Origin of the sequence: Latilactobacillus sp. VITA-14, from assembly GCF_046580785.1 — a bacterium.
Classification (GTDB): domain Bacteria; phylum Bacillota; class Bacilli; order Lactobacillales; family Lactobacillaceae; genus Latilactobacillus; species Latilactobacillus curvatus.
Window position 1 is genome coordinate 17,097 of sequence record NZ_JBJKTM010000020.1, and the last position, 14,097, is coordinate 31,193.

General features: G+C 40.2%; 16 protein-coding genes and 3 pseudogenes. 13 read left to right on the plus strand and 6 right to left on the minus strand.

Annotation, left to right across the window (positions count from 1 at the left end; translation table 11 throughout):
- The first annotated feature begins 31 nt into the window (after nucleotides 1-31).
- The 5 genes from ACF1X7_RS08195 to ACF1X7_RS08215 are packed head-to-tail and all read left to right on the plus strand — an operon-like array spanning nucleotide 32 to nucleotide 1,956.
- Entirely contained in the window at nucleotides 32-283 is a 252-nt protein-coding gene (locus ACF1X7_RS08195; RefSeq protein ID WP_004270655.1) for a GlsB/YeaQ/YmgE family stress response membrane protein, read from the plus strand.
- Nucleotides 284-301: 18 nt separating this feature from the next.
- Nucleotides 302-850, plus strand: coding sequence for an alkaline shock response membrane anchor protein AmaP (amaP, locus tag ACF1X7_RS08200; RefSeq protein WP_004270667.1), 549 nt, complete (start codon nucleotides 302-304; stop codon nucleotides 848-850).
- Nucleotides 851-855: 5 nt separating this feature from the next.
- Nucleotides 856-1,050: a hypothetical protein gene (locus ACF1X7_RS08205; RefSeq protein WP_004270666.1), complete on the plus strand. Its 195-nt coding sequence runs from the start codon at nucleotides 856-858 to the stop codon at nucleotides 1,048-1,050.
- Nucleotides 1,051-1,065: 15 nt separating this feature from the next.
- Nucleotides 1,066-1,491, plus strand: coding sequence for an Asp23/Gls24 family envelope stress response protein (locus ACF1X7_RS08210; RefSeq protein WP_004270662.1), 426 nt, complete (start codon nucleotides 1,066-1,068; stop codon nucleotides 1,489-1,491).
- Between the two features lie 24 nt (nucleotides 1,492-1,515).
- Complete coding sequence (locus ACF1X7_RS08215; RefSeq protein WP_100069789.1) at nucleotides 1,516-1,956, plus strand: Asp23/Gls24 family envelope stress response protein; 441 nt, start codon at nucleotides 1,516-1,518, stop codon at nucleotides 1,954-1,956.
- A 43-nt stretch (nucleotides 1,957-1,999) separates the two neighbouring features.
- On the opposite strand, the gene ACF1X7_RS08220 is transcribed toward ACF1X7_RS08215, so the two are convergent.
- The 3 genes and pseudogenes from ACF1X7_RS08220 to ACF1X7_RS08230 all read right to left on the minus strand — a co-directional run bounded on the left by ACF1X7_RS08220 (nucleotide 2,000) and on the right by ACF1X7_RS08230 (nucleotide 4,129).
- A complete protein-coding gene (locus tag ACF1X7_RS08220; RefSeq protein ID WP_411162657.1) occupies nucleotides 2,000-2,242 on the minus strand; it encodes a catalase-related domain-containing protein in 243 nt (80 codons plus the stop codon).
- The gene (locus ACF1X7_RS08225; protein WP_004270665.1) at nucleotides 2,187-3,089 is read right to left on the minus strand and encodes a hypothetical protein; all 903 of its coding nucleotides are present in this window, start codon (nucleotides 3,087-3,089) and stop codon (nucleotides 2,187-2,189) included. Before ACF1X7_RS08225 ends, ACF1X7_RS08220 begins: the two co-directional genes overlap by 56 nt.
- A gap of 122 nt (nucleotides 3,090-3,211) precedes the next feature.
- Nucleotides 3,212-4,129, minus strand: a pseudogene (locus tag ACF1X7_RS08230) (IS30 family transposase).
- Nucleotides 4,130-4,205: 76 nt separating this feature from the next.
- Between ACF1X7_RS08230 and ACF1X7_RS08235 the strand changes: the two are divergent.
- Nucleotides 4,206-5,126: pseudogene (locus ACF1X7_RS08235) on the plus strand (family 1 glycosylhydrolase); the annotation flags it as partial.
- Between the two features lie 76 nt (nucleotides 5,127-5,202).
- On the opposite strand, the gene ACF1X7_RS08240 reads toward ACF1X7_RS08235, so the two are convergent.
- Nucleotides 5,203-6,687: a hypothetical protein gene (locus ACF1X7_RS08240; protein WP_064776829.1), complete on the minus strand. Its 1,485-nt coding sequence runs from the start codon at nucleotides 6,685-6,687 to the stop codon at nucleotides 5,203-5,205.
- A gap of 210 nt (nucleotides 6,688-6,897) precedes the next feature.
- On the opposite strand from ACF1X7_RS08240, the gene ulaG reads away from it, so the two are divergent.
- The 7 genes from ulaG to ACF1X7_RS08275 are packed head-to-tail and all read left to right on the plus strand — an operon-like array spanning nucleotide 6,898 to nucleotide 12,584.
- Nucleotides 6,898-7,971: an L-ascorbate 6-phosphate lactonase gene (gene ulaG, locus ACF1X7_RS08245; RefSeq protein WP_039098670.1), complete on the plus strand. Its 1,074-nt coding sequence runs from the start codon at nucleotides 6,898-6,900 to the stop codon at nucleotides 7,969-7,971.
- Between the two features lie 50 nt (nucleotides 7,972-8,021).
- The gene (locus ACF1X7_RS08250; RefSeq protein ID WP_039098676.1) at nucleotides 8,022-8,495 is read left to right on the plus strand and encodes a PTS sugar transporter subunit IIA; all 474 of its coding nucleotides are present in this window, start codon (nucleotides 8,022-8,024) and stop codon (nucleotides 8,493-8,495) included.
- A 20-nt stretch (nucleotides 8,496-8,515) separates the two neighbouring features.
- A complete protein-coding gene (locus ACF1X7_RS08255) occupies nucleotides 8,516-10,033 on the plus strand; it encodes a PTS ascorbate transporter subunit IIC (RefSeq protein WP_039098669.1) in 1,518 nt (505 codons plus the stop codon).
- 20 nt (nucleotides 10,034-10,053) lie between these two features.
- On the plus strand, nucleotides 10,054-10,359 hold the full coding sequence (locus tag ACF1X7_RS08260) for a PTS sugar transporter subunit IIB (protein ID WP_039098668.1): 306 nt from the start codon (nucleotides 10,054-10,056) through the stop codon (nucleotides 10,357-10,359).
- A gap of 11 nt (nucleotides 10,360-10,370) precedes the next feature.
- Complete coding sequence (locus ACF1X7_RS08265; RefSeq protein WP_039098667.1) at nucleotides 10,371-11,009, plus strand: 3-keto-L-gulonate-6-phosphate decarboxylase UlaD; 639 nt, start codon at nucleotides 10,371-10,373, stop codon at nucleotides 11,007-11,009.
- Between the two features lie 2 nt (nucleotides 11,010-11,011).
- Complete coding sequence (locus tag ACF1X7_RS08270; RefSeq protein ID WP_039098666.1) at nucleotides 11,012-11,863, plus strand: L-ribulose-5-phosphate 3-epimerase; 852 nt, start codon at nucleotides 11,012-11,014, stop codon at nucleotides 11,861-11,863.
- 13 nt (nucleotides 11,864-11,876) lie between these two features.
- Nucleotides 11,877-12,584, plus strand: a complete 708-nt coding sequence (locus tag ACF1X7_RS08275; RefSeq protein WP_039098665.1) for an L-ribulose-5-phosphate 4-epimerase — start codon at nucleotides 11,877-11,879, stop codon at nucleotides 12,582-12,584.
- Between the two features lie 154 nt (nucleotides 12,585-12,738).
- Here the strand turns inward: ACF1X7_RS08275 and ACF1X7_RS08280 are convergent, their stop codons facing one another.
- Together ACF1X7_RS08280 and ACF1X7_RS08285 are read right to left on the minus strand one after the other, a co-directional pair.
- Nucleotides 12,739-13,998, minus strand: a complete 1,260-nt coding sequence (locus ACF1X7_RS08280) for a beta-galactosidase (protein WP_081272972.1) — start codon at nucleotides 13,996-13,998, stop codon at nucleotides 12,739-12,741.
- A pseudogene (locus ACF1X7_RS08285) lies at nucleotides 13,970-14,097 on the minus strand (IS30 family transposase); the annotation flags it as partial. The pseudogene ACF1X7_RS08285 and the gene ACF1X7_RS08280, both read right to left, overlap by 29 nt.

A 14,097-nucleotide genomic window follows, 5' to 3' on the forward strand; every position in this document is an offset into this window, starting at 1 on the left:
TATTTTAAGAAAACAAGAAAGGATGATTGTTATGTTACATTGGTTATGGGTTTTAATTATTGGCGCTTTAATTGGGGTGATTGCGGGGGCATTGACAAGTCGTGATTTACCTGCAGGTTGGATCGGCAATATCGTCGGTGGGTTAGTCGGCGCCTGGCTAGGCCAATCATTGTTTGGCAGCTGGGGACCACAGCTTGCCGGGATGGCCTTAATTCCATCCATTATCGGTGCCGTGATTGTCGTTTTCGTTGTTTCATTATTATTCACACGTAGAAAATCCTAATACAAAGGGGCGGACACCATGAATAAATTAACTAAAGTGGTGATCAGTTTAGCCAGTTTGCTTGGGTTGTGTCAGGTAGCGTGGTTTATCACATTAATCTATCCACTACAACAATCCAATAAGCAATTTATGCATCTTAGTTGGCTACCCGAACAATGGGTCGGTAATTTTGGACTTGGATTAGGAGTGCTTAGCGGCTTAATTTTCTTATATTTACTGCTATTGGCATTATTCAGTCCACCGAAAAAACGCCAAATGATCATCAAGACCGATAAAGGTGAACTAGCACTTTCCCGCAAAGCGGTTGAAAAAACAGTGACACAAGCTATTATTGAAAAACACCGTGTTAAGGAAGTGTTAGTCCATACGACGTTTAAAGGCCGACATCCAAAAGTGACTGCCGACGTTCAAGCGGTCGCAGTGGATCGCAACGATCTCGATCAACAAGCACGGGCAGTTAAAGAAACGGTACAGCAAGCATTACAAACAATCTTTGAGATGCCGATTAAAGCAGTGAATGTCAAACTATCACCGCTAAGTAATCAGGCAAAAAGTGATGTGAGGTGAGACAAATGAGACGTTCTTATTGGGGCTTTGTTGTTGGGGCAGTGTTGGCAGCCATTTGGATTAGTTTTGGATTTATGAGTTTAATCTTGATTATCATCGCTGGTTTACTCGGCTACATTGCAGCTAGTTTAACAGGGTCTAAGGAAGATTTAGAAGGATTTAGATCACAAGTTAACCGGGTCTTGAAGCAGGATAAATAACGGAGGTGTGACAAAATGGTAGAACAAGCACATTTAGATGAAGTGATGGCCAATAGCAAATTGACTTTTGAAGATGCTGTAATCGCCAAAATTGCTGGTAAGACAGCGCAAAACATTGATGGCTTATTATCGATGAACGGTAATTTCTTCAGTGATATTGCGGATCGTTTTAGAAACGATAGTGATCCAACGAAGGGCATCAGTGTGGAAGTTGGCGAAAAACAGGTCGCAATCGACATGACCATTATTTTGGAATACGGCCGGAATGCACGGGATGTTTTCGAACGATTAACAGCTGCAGTGACTGAAGCTGTCGAATCAATGACCGGTTTGAGTGTTGTCGAAGTTAACAGCCATGTCAGTGACATTATGACTAAGAAAGAATGGCAACAACAGGGCAGTAATCCAAAGAAAAGTGATTCTGAAAAACGCGTTCAATAAAAATAGTAAAGGATGATGAAAACGATGGATAAACCAAACAAACCAATGGATAAAATGATGGATAAGACAATGGATCAACATACCGAAAAAATCGAAAAAGAATTGAACTTCTCGGATGGTGTGATTGAAAAAATTGCGGGCCAAACGGTGCATGACATCGATGGCGTCTTAGAATTATCAGGCGGGATGATGAGTCAATTAGCTGATCGTTTCAGAGACCAAGAAGATCCGACAAAGGGCGTCGACGCTGATATTGATAACCAAGAAGTAACGATTGAATTGGATGCCATCTTGGAATACGGTAAATCAGCGCCAGACATCTTCGAACAAACAATTGAACGCATCGCTAAATCAGTACATCAAATGACTGGTTTAAACGTGACGAAGATTAAAATGAATGTCTCTGACTTGATGACCAAGAAAGAATGGGCAGCAAAACAAGATTCTCCAAAAGAAGATAAATAAAAAGAAGGTATCCGGTGGGCCGGATACCTTCTTTTTGTATAGATTAGTGTTCAAATTGGTTTAAATCTAAATTTAATGCCGTTGCGACTCGGCGACCGTATTCTGGATCCGCTTGGTAGAGTTGTTTGACTTCGCGGATTTGAATTTCAGGTTTTGTAACTTGGCCGAGATTTAAGCGAATGTTTTCGATTAGTCGATCTTGTTCTTCATCAGTTAGTAAGTTGTAAAGCTTATCTGCTGATGAGACGCGGCTTAATGTATTGCTGGTATAAATAAGCAGCCCCAAAAAAGTAACTAGTTGCCAGTAAAGTGACGAGCGGCAAACTTTGAAACATTTGGTGTGGGAGAATAATGGCCAATAAAGGGAAGGCGTAGGCGGCGGGAATTCTGACTTGTAGCAGATAGAGTAATGCCCAAACTAGTGGCAGTGCAATTAAGGTTACCAATAACCGTGAATCAAGTAAGCTATAAGCGACGAATCCGATTGTGGCGGCGCCAGTTAATGCAACCATCTGCTTGATGGCCATTTTACCTGGATACATTGGTTTTTGTAGAATTTCAAAAAAGACGACAAGTACCGGCGGAATGGCAGCCATCTGTGGCCGGCCGAGTAAACTAACAACTAACACCCATAAGAGTGCAATGATTAGAAAAACCAGCATGACGCGATAGTTAATCGTGGCATGATAGGGATGTTGCAGATGCAATTTGCGGAGGCTAACGACCAACATCAAAGTGAGCGTAAAGCCTAAAATTGCAATGATGAATGAAAGTTCAGTGGCGTTGACGATAATCGGTAACAGCCCCGTTGCAAACGATGGTGCGAGTGTTGAGCGAAATAAACAAAGTAAAACAATCATGATGAGTAGTAGTAAGCTAATTTTAACTGCATAACTGAGCGGCAACCGATTAATGCCAAACCCAACGATGGCGGTTATCGATGGCAGCCAAAATATCTTGGCGGGTTGATTGAGCCAACCCGGTTCGTGATAAATCCACAGCCCCGTTGTTAAGGCTGCGATTTCGGGTAGAATAATCTCAACATCGTTCAAGACAGTGGCAATGCCCACCATCAATAATACGAATCCAAAGCCGAGTAAGTAATCCGATAGTTTTAATTTTTGGGGTTTCAAAAGATAAATGCCTCCTTAGTGTGGTTTGAGTAATAGTAGTTATTATACGCTACTGAAGTAGGATAAGCTTAACTTACAGTAAGATAGTTATTTTTTGTTTTATAATTTGGCAAATTACAAGTTTAATCCGAACAAGCTCGGAATTTCTCAATAGCGGTTTGTAGCTGGTTGATTTTTAATGGGCGATTATTAATTAAGTCTAGTGATTCCAGTAAGGTATCTTCAGTAATTCGACTGAAGTTTGTGCGTTTTGGAAAGAACCAGCGTAACCTACGGTTAAAATACTCGTTACTGCCACGTTCCCATGGTGAATAGGCATGACAGAAATAAACCGTCACGTTATATTTAGCTTCAAGTACTTGGTAGTTTGAAAATTCTTTTCCATGATCAACGGTGATTGATTTCACTTGCGAACCGAAGATTCCCATAAAGCTATCAAATGCAGTATTTAGCGCCTCTGAAGTACGATTTGCCACTTTAAGTGCCCATAATAAACACGATTTACGTTCAACAAATGTGACTAAACAAGCTTTAGAATCACCTCATCCTGATAAAACAGTGTCAACTTCCCAATGTCCAAAAGCATAACGATTATTAACATTGATTGGGCGTTGTCCAATTGATTTACCAGTCATAAATGTCCCACGTTTTTCTTTAGAGCGTTTCTGATAAATGTTACGGTTTGGTAGATTGGTTAAATCAAAGTTGAGTTGCCCAGTATTAAGCCAATGATAGATAGAAGCAGTCGCAAAATTAAACATCCTAGCAATCATCTCAGGTGACCAAGTTAAGCGTAAATGATTTTCAATCAAACGTTGTTTATCAGGGGTTAAAATTGAATGGCGACCACAAGCTTTTCGTTTTGTATCGGCATCAAGCTGTGCTAATTCAGCATTATACGGGGTAATACGTTGTAACTCATAGTGAATAGTTGATTTAGCAACGCCCAAGGCGTCGGCCATAACTTGATAAGTACTCCCTTCAGAGACAAGTTGACCTAGTTGTCCACGTTGAAATTGTGTTAAAGTAGAAGTGCTCAAAGTGATATCTCCTTTATGGTTGGATTAGGCTACTACCATTATAAGAGATTGCTTTGAGTTTTTTTGTTCGGATTAATTTTGGAGCTTGCCTTTTAATGAAATTAATATGATCTTACACTTACCGTTCATGGGTGCGGGGTTAATTTTTAACTCAGATGAGGATTCGGAACGAGTTAAATTACAAGTATCACATTATGAATTGCTGGCTTCAGCATTGGCCACAAAATTGGCTAAAGAGATTGATCCTAAGAATCAAACTGGTTGTATGCTAGCAGGGGGTGCTTGTTACCCACTGACGGCAAATCCGGAAGATGTTTGGGAAGCAAAAAAAATGGAGCGAGAGAATTATTTCTTTATTGATGTTCAGGCGCAGGGAGAATATCCAAGTTATGTTTGGAAAGACTTAGAAGAAAAACAGATAACATTAGATATTACCAAAAATGACTTACAAATTCTTAAAGAAAATACTGTTGATTTTGTCTCGTTTTCTTATTATGCGTCCAAAGTAGCAACAGCACAAACTGACCAAGAAATATTGGATACGAATGCTGCAGAGACAATTAAGAACCCATATTTGCCTTCAAGCGAGTGGGGATGGTAAATTGATCCATTAGGATTAAGGATTACGTTAAATGATATTTATACAAGATATAGATTACCATTATTTATCGTTGAGAACGGCTTAGGTGCAAAGGATAACCTGAATGCTGACCAAACTATCAATGATACTTATCGAATTGATTATTTACAACAACATCTATCTGCAATGATGGATGCGGTTGAAAAAGATGGTGTAGAATTATTGGGTTACACCTCATGGGGCTGTATTGATTTAGTATCAGCTGGGACCGGCCAAATGAGCAAGCGTTATGGCTTCATATACGTCGATTTAGACGATGACGGGCAAGGTACTGGCAAGAGAATAAAAAAAGATTCTTATTATTGGTATCAAGAAGTAATCGCATCAAATGGTGCTAGCATTCGGAAAACAGAATAAGAAAACAGAATGGGAATAGTAAAGACGACCGCATAATTCTTCGTAAGGAAATTATGTGGCCGTCTTTTTTCTATGCTTATAGTTGTTCAATCACCTTTTTTAGGCGTTCAAACTCGCTGTCTTTTAATTGTTGATCAATCAAAAATGTTGGAATTGTTGTGTAAATTTCAGTTGATTCTGTAATCAATAGATTGAAATCGTTGATATCGGTGATGGTGTTTGGCCGGTTCGGCAGGCGCCGAATGGTGAGATCATATAGGACTGCCGTATTATGTTCGATAATGGTTTGGAGCAGTTTTTGGCTGTAGATGGGGAGCGATGTAATCATCAGAATGTTGATTTTATGAATTTTTTGTTGTGACAAGCTAAAATTATAAAAAATCATGGCGAGGATTCTAATCTGCTCGGGTAAAAGACCGAATGGGAATAAGCGGATGTATAGCGGCTGTTTATTTAATCGGTCTAAGGATTGCTGTACATAGTGTTCGAAAGTGGGGTTCACATAAAGATAGTCATACACTGTGATGTTTTGATAGCGAACGGCGTACCAGAACGGCTTCAGTTGGGTTTGAATATCCCGAATCAATGCTTTTCGGTCGGTTTCGCTACAACTCATTTGAGTGACTTTAAAGAAGACGTTAACCAGGCTTTCGCTTAGAATTAGCAAATCTTGAAAATCATGGGAACTGAAATGTGCGTCCTGTTCTTTATTGACACTCAATAGCTGCAGCGTTAGGAAAAGTTCGAGCGGCTCTGAAACGGACAAATCGAAGTTAGTCATGACAATTAGACTGAAGTCCTTAATGATATTGAACTCTTGCCGTTTCGTGAAGGAACGAATATCTGCTTCTTTGAATAATTCAGCTGCCGATTGAATCGGATGCCGGTGATCATATAAGGACGCCGACACCGTGAATAGTGTAAAGGTGATAGCATTATGATTGGAAATTTGTTTATCAATGGAATTTTTATAAAGGTACTTTAATTTATCACTAACCAGTAAGAATTTCGAGTAAGCGATGTGTTTATCGAGTGTATTAATAAAGTAGTCGAGTGCACACTTATGATACTGCAGTAAAGTCAGGTTATTGTAAGCATGCACAAGTAAATCATAGAGGGGTTCTTCAAAATGAAAACCGTCTTTTTTAGAAAATACAGGTTTAAATTTTGCACGCTTTTTTAGAACAGATACATCACGTAACACCGTGTTCCGTGAGATGCTAAAGAGGGCCTGGAAATCGGATAAGGTCCATTTTCTGAAAGGCAAAGAAATGATTGTGTCGATAATTAATTGGCGCTCATATGAATTAAGGTATGTATTGACTGGTGTTTTAGAAAGACTGCTGGTTAAAGCGGCTAGTTGGTGACTGGAGATTTCAGTTTCCGGAACTAGGAAGGGTAAGTGTGCTGCGCGTAATTCCGTGTTGGCGGATTGCAGTAAGTAGTAGATTTTGCGACTAGATAAATTGAGTTGGGTAGCCATCGTCTGAACAGACGGGAGTGCTTGTTGGGTGCTGAGGTAGTTAATAAAGCGACTGTAATTGGCATTGGAAACTTGCATGATGGTGGCTCCTTTCAATCGATGTGAGGTGTGCAGAGTATAGTACCATTATACAGTTTAATTGGGAGGGCTTACAGTCTCATTTCAGGCGGCTAGTTGTGGGGTGATGGGACTGTTCTTATAACAGAAAGTAACAGATAATGGACTTGTAAGTAAATGTAAGCGCACGCATTTATCGGTTTATACTTTGTAGAAGGACGGTATAGAAAAATGGCAAAACCAGCAAATATCAATGAAGCAACTCGTGAAAATTGGATTCAAAATACATTCCCGGAATGGGGAACTTGGTTAAACGAAGAAATTGAGCAATCAGTTGTGCCGGAAAAAAACTTTAGAATGTGGTGGCTCGCGAATAATGGGGTATGGGTTAAAACGCATGAGAAAACTAACATCCTCATTGATTTATGGAATGGGACCGGCAAGCAAACGCATGGGACCGGCATGATGAAAGATGGTCATCAAATGATGCGGATGAGTGGTGTCCAAAAAATGCAACCTAATTTACGCTTGCAACCATTTGTGATTGATCCTTATGCGATGAAGGATATCGACGCTTTGTTGGTCACGCACATTCATTCTGATCACTTAGATATAAATACGGCTGCAGCAGTGTTACAAAATAGCAGTCCAGAGACAAAATTCATTGGGCCACAAGCAGTGGTTGATATCTGGGAAGGCTGGGGTGTACCTGCAGACCGGACGATTGTCGTTCATCCAGGGGATGAAGTCACGATTAAGTCAGTCACAATCAAAGCGTTGGAGGCCTTCGATCGGACGGCATTACTAACCGTTTCACCAGATGAAACGATTAACGGTAAATTACCACAAGATATGAATGAAATTGCGGTTAATTACTTGGTGAAAACGTCAGGCGGGAATCTCTACCATGCAGCCGACTCACACATGTCCAATATGTTTGCGAAACATGGTAATGAGAACCATGTCGATGTCGAGATTATCAATTATGGTGAAAACCCCCGTGGGATCACGGATAAAGTAACTTCATTTGATGTCTTAAGATCAGCAGAAGATTTAAAGACCAAAGTCGTGATACCTGTTCATTATGATATCTGGTCGAACTTTGATGCCGATCCACAAGAAATTGTGAAAATCTGGGAAATGAAGAAGGATATGTTAGATTATCAATTCCATCCATTCGTTTGGAAAGTGGGCGGTAGCTACACGTTCCCAGAAGATCAGGATAAGATTCAATATCACTATAACCGCGGCTTTACAGATGTATTTTCAAAAGATAATGATGTGCCGTTCCCATCATTCCTATAAAACGCGAATGTAGGGAGGTAGACGGTAAGAGAGGACAGTTTAAGATGACAATCCCAATGTTGCAATATTTTTATGATAATGAATTAATCAGAATATACGACGAGACACCGAAAAAATGGCGCGAAGCATTGCGCGTAGCGAGTTCAACGCTTAAAGAAAAACAATTGATTACAGATGATTATGTCGATGAGATTATTAAAAATGTTGAGAAGAATGGCGCTTATATTGTTATCGTTCCAGGGGTTGTAATGCCCCATGCTTTAGCGACGAGTGCAGGTGTATTGGGGACTGGTATTAGTTTCACTAAATTTAGTGAACCCGTTTCTTTTGATCCGGATGATGAAGAAAAACAAGGTAAATTATTTTTCACTTTAGCTGCTAAAGACGATGCGCAACACTTGAAAAACATCCAAGATTTAATGGATCTTTTGATGATTGACGGCATGATTGATGCCTTATCAGCGATTGAAACAATGGCTGATTTTGAAGATGTGATGCATTCGTTTAATCCCGATTCAGTTTAATAAGGAATGAGGAATGAAATATGAATAATGTATTGAGTGGTGTGATGGCGGTTTGGGACTACTTTGCAAGTAATATTTTAACGCAGCCAGCTTACATGATTGGTTTTATTGTTCTGATTGGGTATATGCTCGAGAAGAAGCCAATTTATGAGAGTTTAGCTGGGTTTCTTAAAGCGACAATCGGTTACATGATTTTAATGGTTGGGTCAGGTGGATTGGTTAATAGTTTTAGACCCATTTTAACGGGTCTAAAGGATCGCTTCCATCTAACCGCAACGGTGATTGATCCATATTTTGGTCAGAATGCCGTAACGGACGGGGTAATGAAGACTTTTGGCCGCTCATTTGGCGATGTGATGATTCTATTGTTAATCGCTTTTGTGTTCAACATTGTATTGGTTCGTTTTTCTAAATACACCAAGTTACGGGCGGTATTTACAACCGGGAATGTGCAAGTTCAGCAAGCAGCAACTGGTTTTTGGATTCTGTTATTTGCGATTCCAAGTTTAGGCCGAATTGAAGTTTTACTAGTGATGGGTGTTTTATTAGGCTTATACTGGGCAGTCGGTTCAAACATGACAATCAAACCGGTGCAGGAATTGACGGATGGCGGCGGGTTTGCCGTTGCGCATCAACAAATGTTTGGGATTGCGTTGGTTGCTTGGCTATCTGATAAGATGCAAGCTTCATCAAAGAAAAAGAGTGATGTTAAAACAAAACGATTAGAAGATTATGAACTGCCTGGTTTTCTCAGAATTTTCAATGAAAACATGGTAGCTACAGCGATTCTAATGTTTATGTTCTTTGGCATTATCATGGTGGTTCTTGGGCGACCATACTTCAATGAATTATTCATTACGAGCAAAGGCGCGACCGGGTTAGCTAAAGACGGCAGTTTCTTCTTCTATATTCTGACAACATCGTTAGGCTTTGCCGTTAACCTAGCTATTTTACAGTTAGGGGTTCGGACCTTTGTTGGCGAATTAACTGAAAGTTTCACCGGGATTAGCGATACAATCTTACCAAATTCGGTACCCGGAATTGACGTTGCTGCAACGTTTGCTTTTGGCGAACAAAACGCAGTTACAATCGGCTTCTTGTTTGGTGCGTTAGGACAGTTCCTAGCTATTGGGGCATTAATGCTATTCCACTCACCAACCATCATTATTGCCGGGTTTATCCCGTTATTCTTTGATAATGCGGTCTTTGGGGTAATTGCCAATAATCGCGCAGGTGCTAAGGCAGCAATGATTTTGCCATTCTTCTCGGGTATTATCCAAGTCGTTGGGGCGGCTTTAATCTCAACTTGGATTGGGATGGCTAAATACGGTGGTTACTTAGGCATGTTCGATTGGGATACGGTTTGGCCAATCTTCACAGTCATTCTGAAATACTTGAGTTACGGTGGTATCGCGGTTGTTGCATTAATTCTAATCTTAATTCCACAACTCGAATACCGGAAGGATCCTAAGAATTATTTCTTAATGGTTGAAGATTACGAAGCATATAAAGAAGCAAAGAATATTAAAAGTGAATAAATCAACTGGAGGACAACGTTATGAATATTTTAGTATCTTGTGCCAATGGATCAGGGACGAGTTTAATGATGATGAAATCAGTCGAAAAAGCAATGAAAAAATTAGGGATTCCAATTACCAAGATTAACCATACAAGTATTGCAGAAGGTAAATCAACGGCGACACAATATGATGCTGTATTTACCCCGTTGAATTTTGTGGACATGTTCAAAGATGCGGCAGCTAAAGGCGTTAAAGTGGTTGGCGTCAAAAATGTAATGAGTGATAAAGAAATTGCGCAACGAATTAGTGATGAAACGGATTTTGAAACGAAGTATAAAAAGTGAGGGTTAGTTCAATGAAAAAACCAAATTTACAGATCGCACTTGATCAAAATACATTAGCAGAAGCGGCAAGAATCGCCCACTTAGCGGGACCAATCGTTGATATCGTTGAGGTGGGGACCATTCTTGAATTACAAGCGGGTCAGCAGTCGATTAGCGTTTTAAGGGCGATGTTCCCAGACAAGATCATTGCATCGGATACTAAGTGTGCGGATGCTGGTTCAACGGTTGCGCAGAATTCAAAAGATGCCGGTGCAGATTTAATGACAGTCATTGATTCAGCAACCATTGCGACAATGAAGTCTGCTAAATCCGTGTTAGATGGCATTCAAGTTGAACTTTATACAGCGTGGACATGGGAATTAGCACAACAATGGCAAGCAATTGGGATTGAACAAGTTATTTATCATCAAAGTCGAGATGCCTTGTTAGCTGGCGAAGTATGGGGTAAAAAAGACTTAGACATCGTTAAAAAATTCATTGATATGGGCTTCAAAGTTTCTGTAACGGGTGGTTTAAATCTGGATACTATCAAATTATTTGAAGGAGTGCCGGTCTATACGTTCATCGCAGGGCGGGCGATTACAGGGCAAGCAGATCCCGCAGCTGCCGCAGAAGCTTTCCAAGCTGAAATTAGAAAGTATTGGTCATAAACATGGTGAAGTTAGGGATTAACGAGAAGTCTTTACCCGATCAAATGACATGGCGAGATAAGTTGTTAACTGCTAAGGGGCAAGGGTTTGCATTTGTGGAATTATCAATTGATGAGACGGCTGAACGACTGGAGCGGCTTGATTGGAGTCGGGAGCAACGGTTTGCATTAGTGCAAGATATCTACGCAACTGGAGTCCCAATTGACACGATGATGCTATCGGGATTAAGAAAATTTCCGTTAGGCTCAGAAGATGCGGCGGTCTATCAGCAGGCTTACACTATGTGTAAAAAAGCAATCCTATTAGCGAGAGATTTAGGGATTCGCAACATTCAAATTGCTGGCTACGATGAATATTACGGCGATAAAACGGTATTAACCCGTGAGAATTTTATCGAAAACCTACAACGGGTTGTTGATTTTGCGGCTGAGAATCAAGTGATGATAGCCATTGAAACAATGGATGATCCATTCATTAATTCAATCGCTAAGGTGCAGACCATTAAACAATCAATTCAATCACCTTGGCTGCAGGCGTATCCGGATTTAGGGAACATCTCTGCTTGGCCGGAAAACATTCCTGGTCAAGATTTAACCGCTGGGATGGCCAACATTGTCGCCATTCATCTGAAAGACGCATTAGCAGTGACAGCAACAACGCCGGGTCAATTTAAAGATGTGCCGTTTGGGACAGGGGATGTTAATTTCCTGGGATTATTCAAAACGTTGAAACGAATTGGCTATAACGGAACGTTGACCATTGAGATGTGGTCCGAAAAAGATGCGGACGCACTTGCTCAAATTGAAACAGCACATGATTTTATCACCAAATTACTAGAAGAATCGGGTTATTAATAGGGGTGTAGTGATGTTAGAAGAATTGAAACAAACAGTTTATGAAGCTAATATGGCGTTACCTAAATTGGGCTTAGTGACTTTTACTTGGGGCAACGTCTCGGGGATCGATCGCGAAAAGGGCTTATTCGCGATCAAACCGTCCGGTGTTGAGTATGATCAATTAAAACCGGAGGACATGGTAATCGTTGATCTTGACGGGCAAGTGGTAGAAGGCAACTTAAATCCATCAAGTGATACACCGACCCATGCGTATCTTTACAAACATTTTTTAACCATCGGCGGGATTACACATACGCATTCACCTTGGGGAGTCTCTTTTGCAGCGGCTAAAATGGATATTCCAGCGGTTAGCACAACCCATGCTGATACATTCTATGGTGATATTCCTTGTGTGCCAGCCTTAAATGAACAGCAAGTTGAATCGGCTTATGAATTAAACACAGGCCGGGTGATTGTTGAAGAATTTGAAAGGCGGGGAATTGATCCGGATGCTGTCCCAGCAACGTTGGTTAGTCAACATGGTCCATTCACATGGGGGCCAACGCCAGAGAAATCGGTTTATAATGCAAAAGTATTAGAAGTCTCTGCTGAGATTAGTTATCACGCTTTGCAAGCAACAAGGGCAGAGGTGCACGTGCCACAATATCTATTAGATAAGCACTATTATCGTAAACATGGCGCAAACGCTTATTATGGTCAATCTGCGATGAGTCATTAATCTGAATATATATAAATAACCTAAGCTTAGTTCCGAGATATGAATTTTTTAATTCATGCCTTAGAATTTGAGCTTAGGTTATTTTATTGAAAAACACAGCATTTTTTAGCTAGTAGTATTTCAAGAAACAAAAAAATGACATGTTAGGTAGTTTTTAATGAGAGGTACAAAAAATTAGCACTTCAAAAGGTGGTAATTCATAGGTTCTTGGAATTATTTGCTGGCTTAGAATGTCAATTTGGTCAGCATAAGGATTATTAATGGTTTGTGAACGGTCAGTAGTATTAATAACGAAATGATAGTCCACTGTTGAATCACTACGAGTCATGATTTCAACATCAGGATTATAATTAGCGGTGCTGAGGCCTATTTGCTGTAAAAATGTCATAATATCTGTTGAGCTAAGTTCGGTACCAATGTAATAGGCAAAGCCATCCCCAAAGTTATTTTGTGTAATTGCGGCATTACCATGATAAAAGATTGCGCCAGAATACTGGGCAAGGGTCAGGGCAGTTGTCGGTTGAATGAGATCGCAAATAGTATGCGCATTAAGAATTTGGTGGTCAGTTGTGGTTAGGATTACTTGTTTATCTGGTGGTAGTGCATCAGATTCATCAATAGTGATTCCTAATAAATCCTGTAAATAACCGGGACGTCCACCAATAATAAAATTATCCGCGGTATCACTGACTGCCGATAGGAAATTCGTGATAAAGTGACCGCCTTGTTGAACATAAGCTTTAATCTGTTCAGAGAAGGCTGTTTCAATGACGTAAAGATTAGGTGCAATTACATAATCATACTGACTAAAATCAGCATCAATTGAAATTATGGTAACAGGTATGCCGAGTTGATAAAGGGCATCGTAATAATGATAAAAATTTTGAACATAATCAAGTTTGACAGTTGGCCCGATACAATTTTCAAGGTCCCAATAGCTGGACCAATCAAAAATAATTGCGATTTTTGCAGTGATTTTAGTTTGCAGCAATTGTGCTGGCAATGAAGCCACTTCATTGCCAAGCTGAGCGATTTCTCGAAAGATGCGATTATCCGTCGAACCTGTGTAGGGCATAATAGCGCTGTGGAATTTTTCAGCACCATTACGTGATTGTTTAAGTTGAAAGAATAAGACACTATTGGCACCATGGGCAAGCGCTTGGTAGCTGAGCATCCGCATTTCACCAGGTCGTTTTAGCGCATTATAAGTTTGCCAATTTTGTTGATTGGGTGTTTGCTCCATTAATAAGAAGGGCTGTTCCTTTAGTCCGTACATTAAATCATGTTGCATTGCGGTATAGCTTGCAGGAGTATCGAGACTGGGATAGTTATCCCAAGAAACAATATCTAATTCTTTAGCCCATTTGAAGTGGCAAATTACAAGTTTAATCCGAACAAGCCCGGAATCTTTCAATGGCAGTCTGTTGATGATGTATTTTTAATGGTCGTTGATTAATTAGTTCAAGTGCTGCTAGGATCTCATCAGTCGTTACTTGGCTAAAATTGGTCTTTT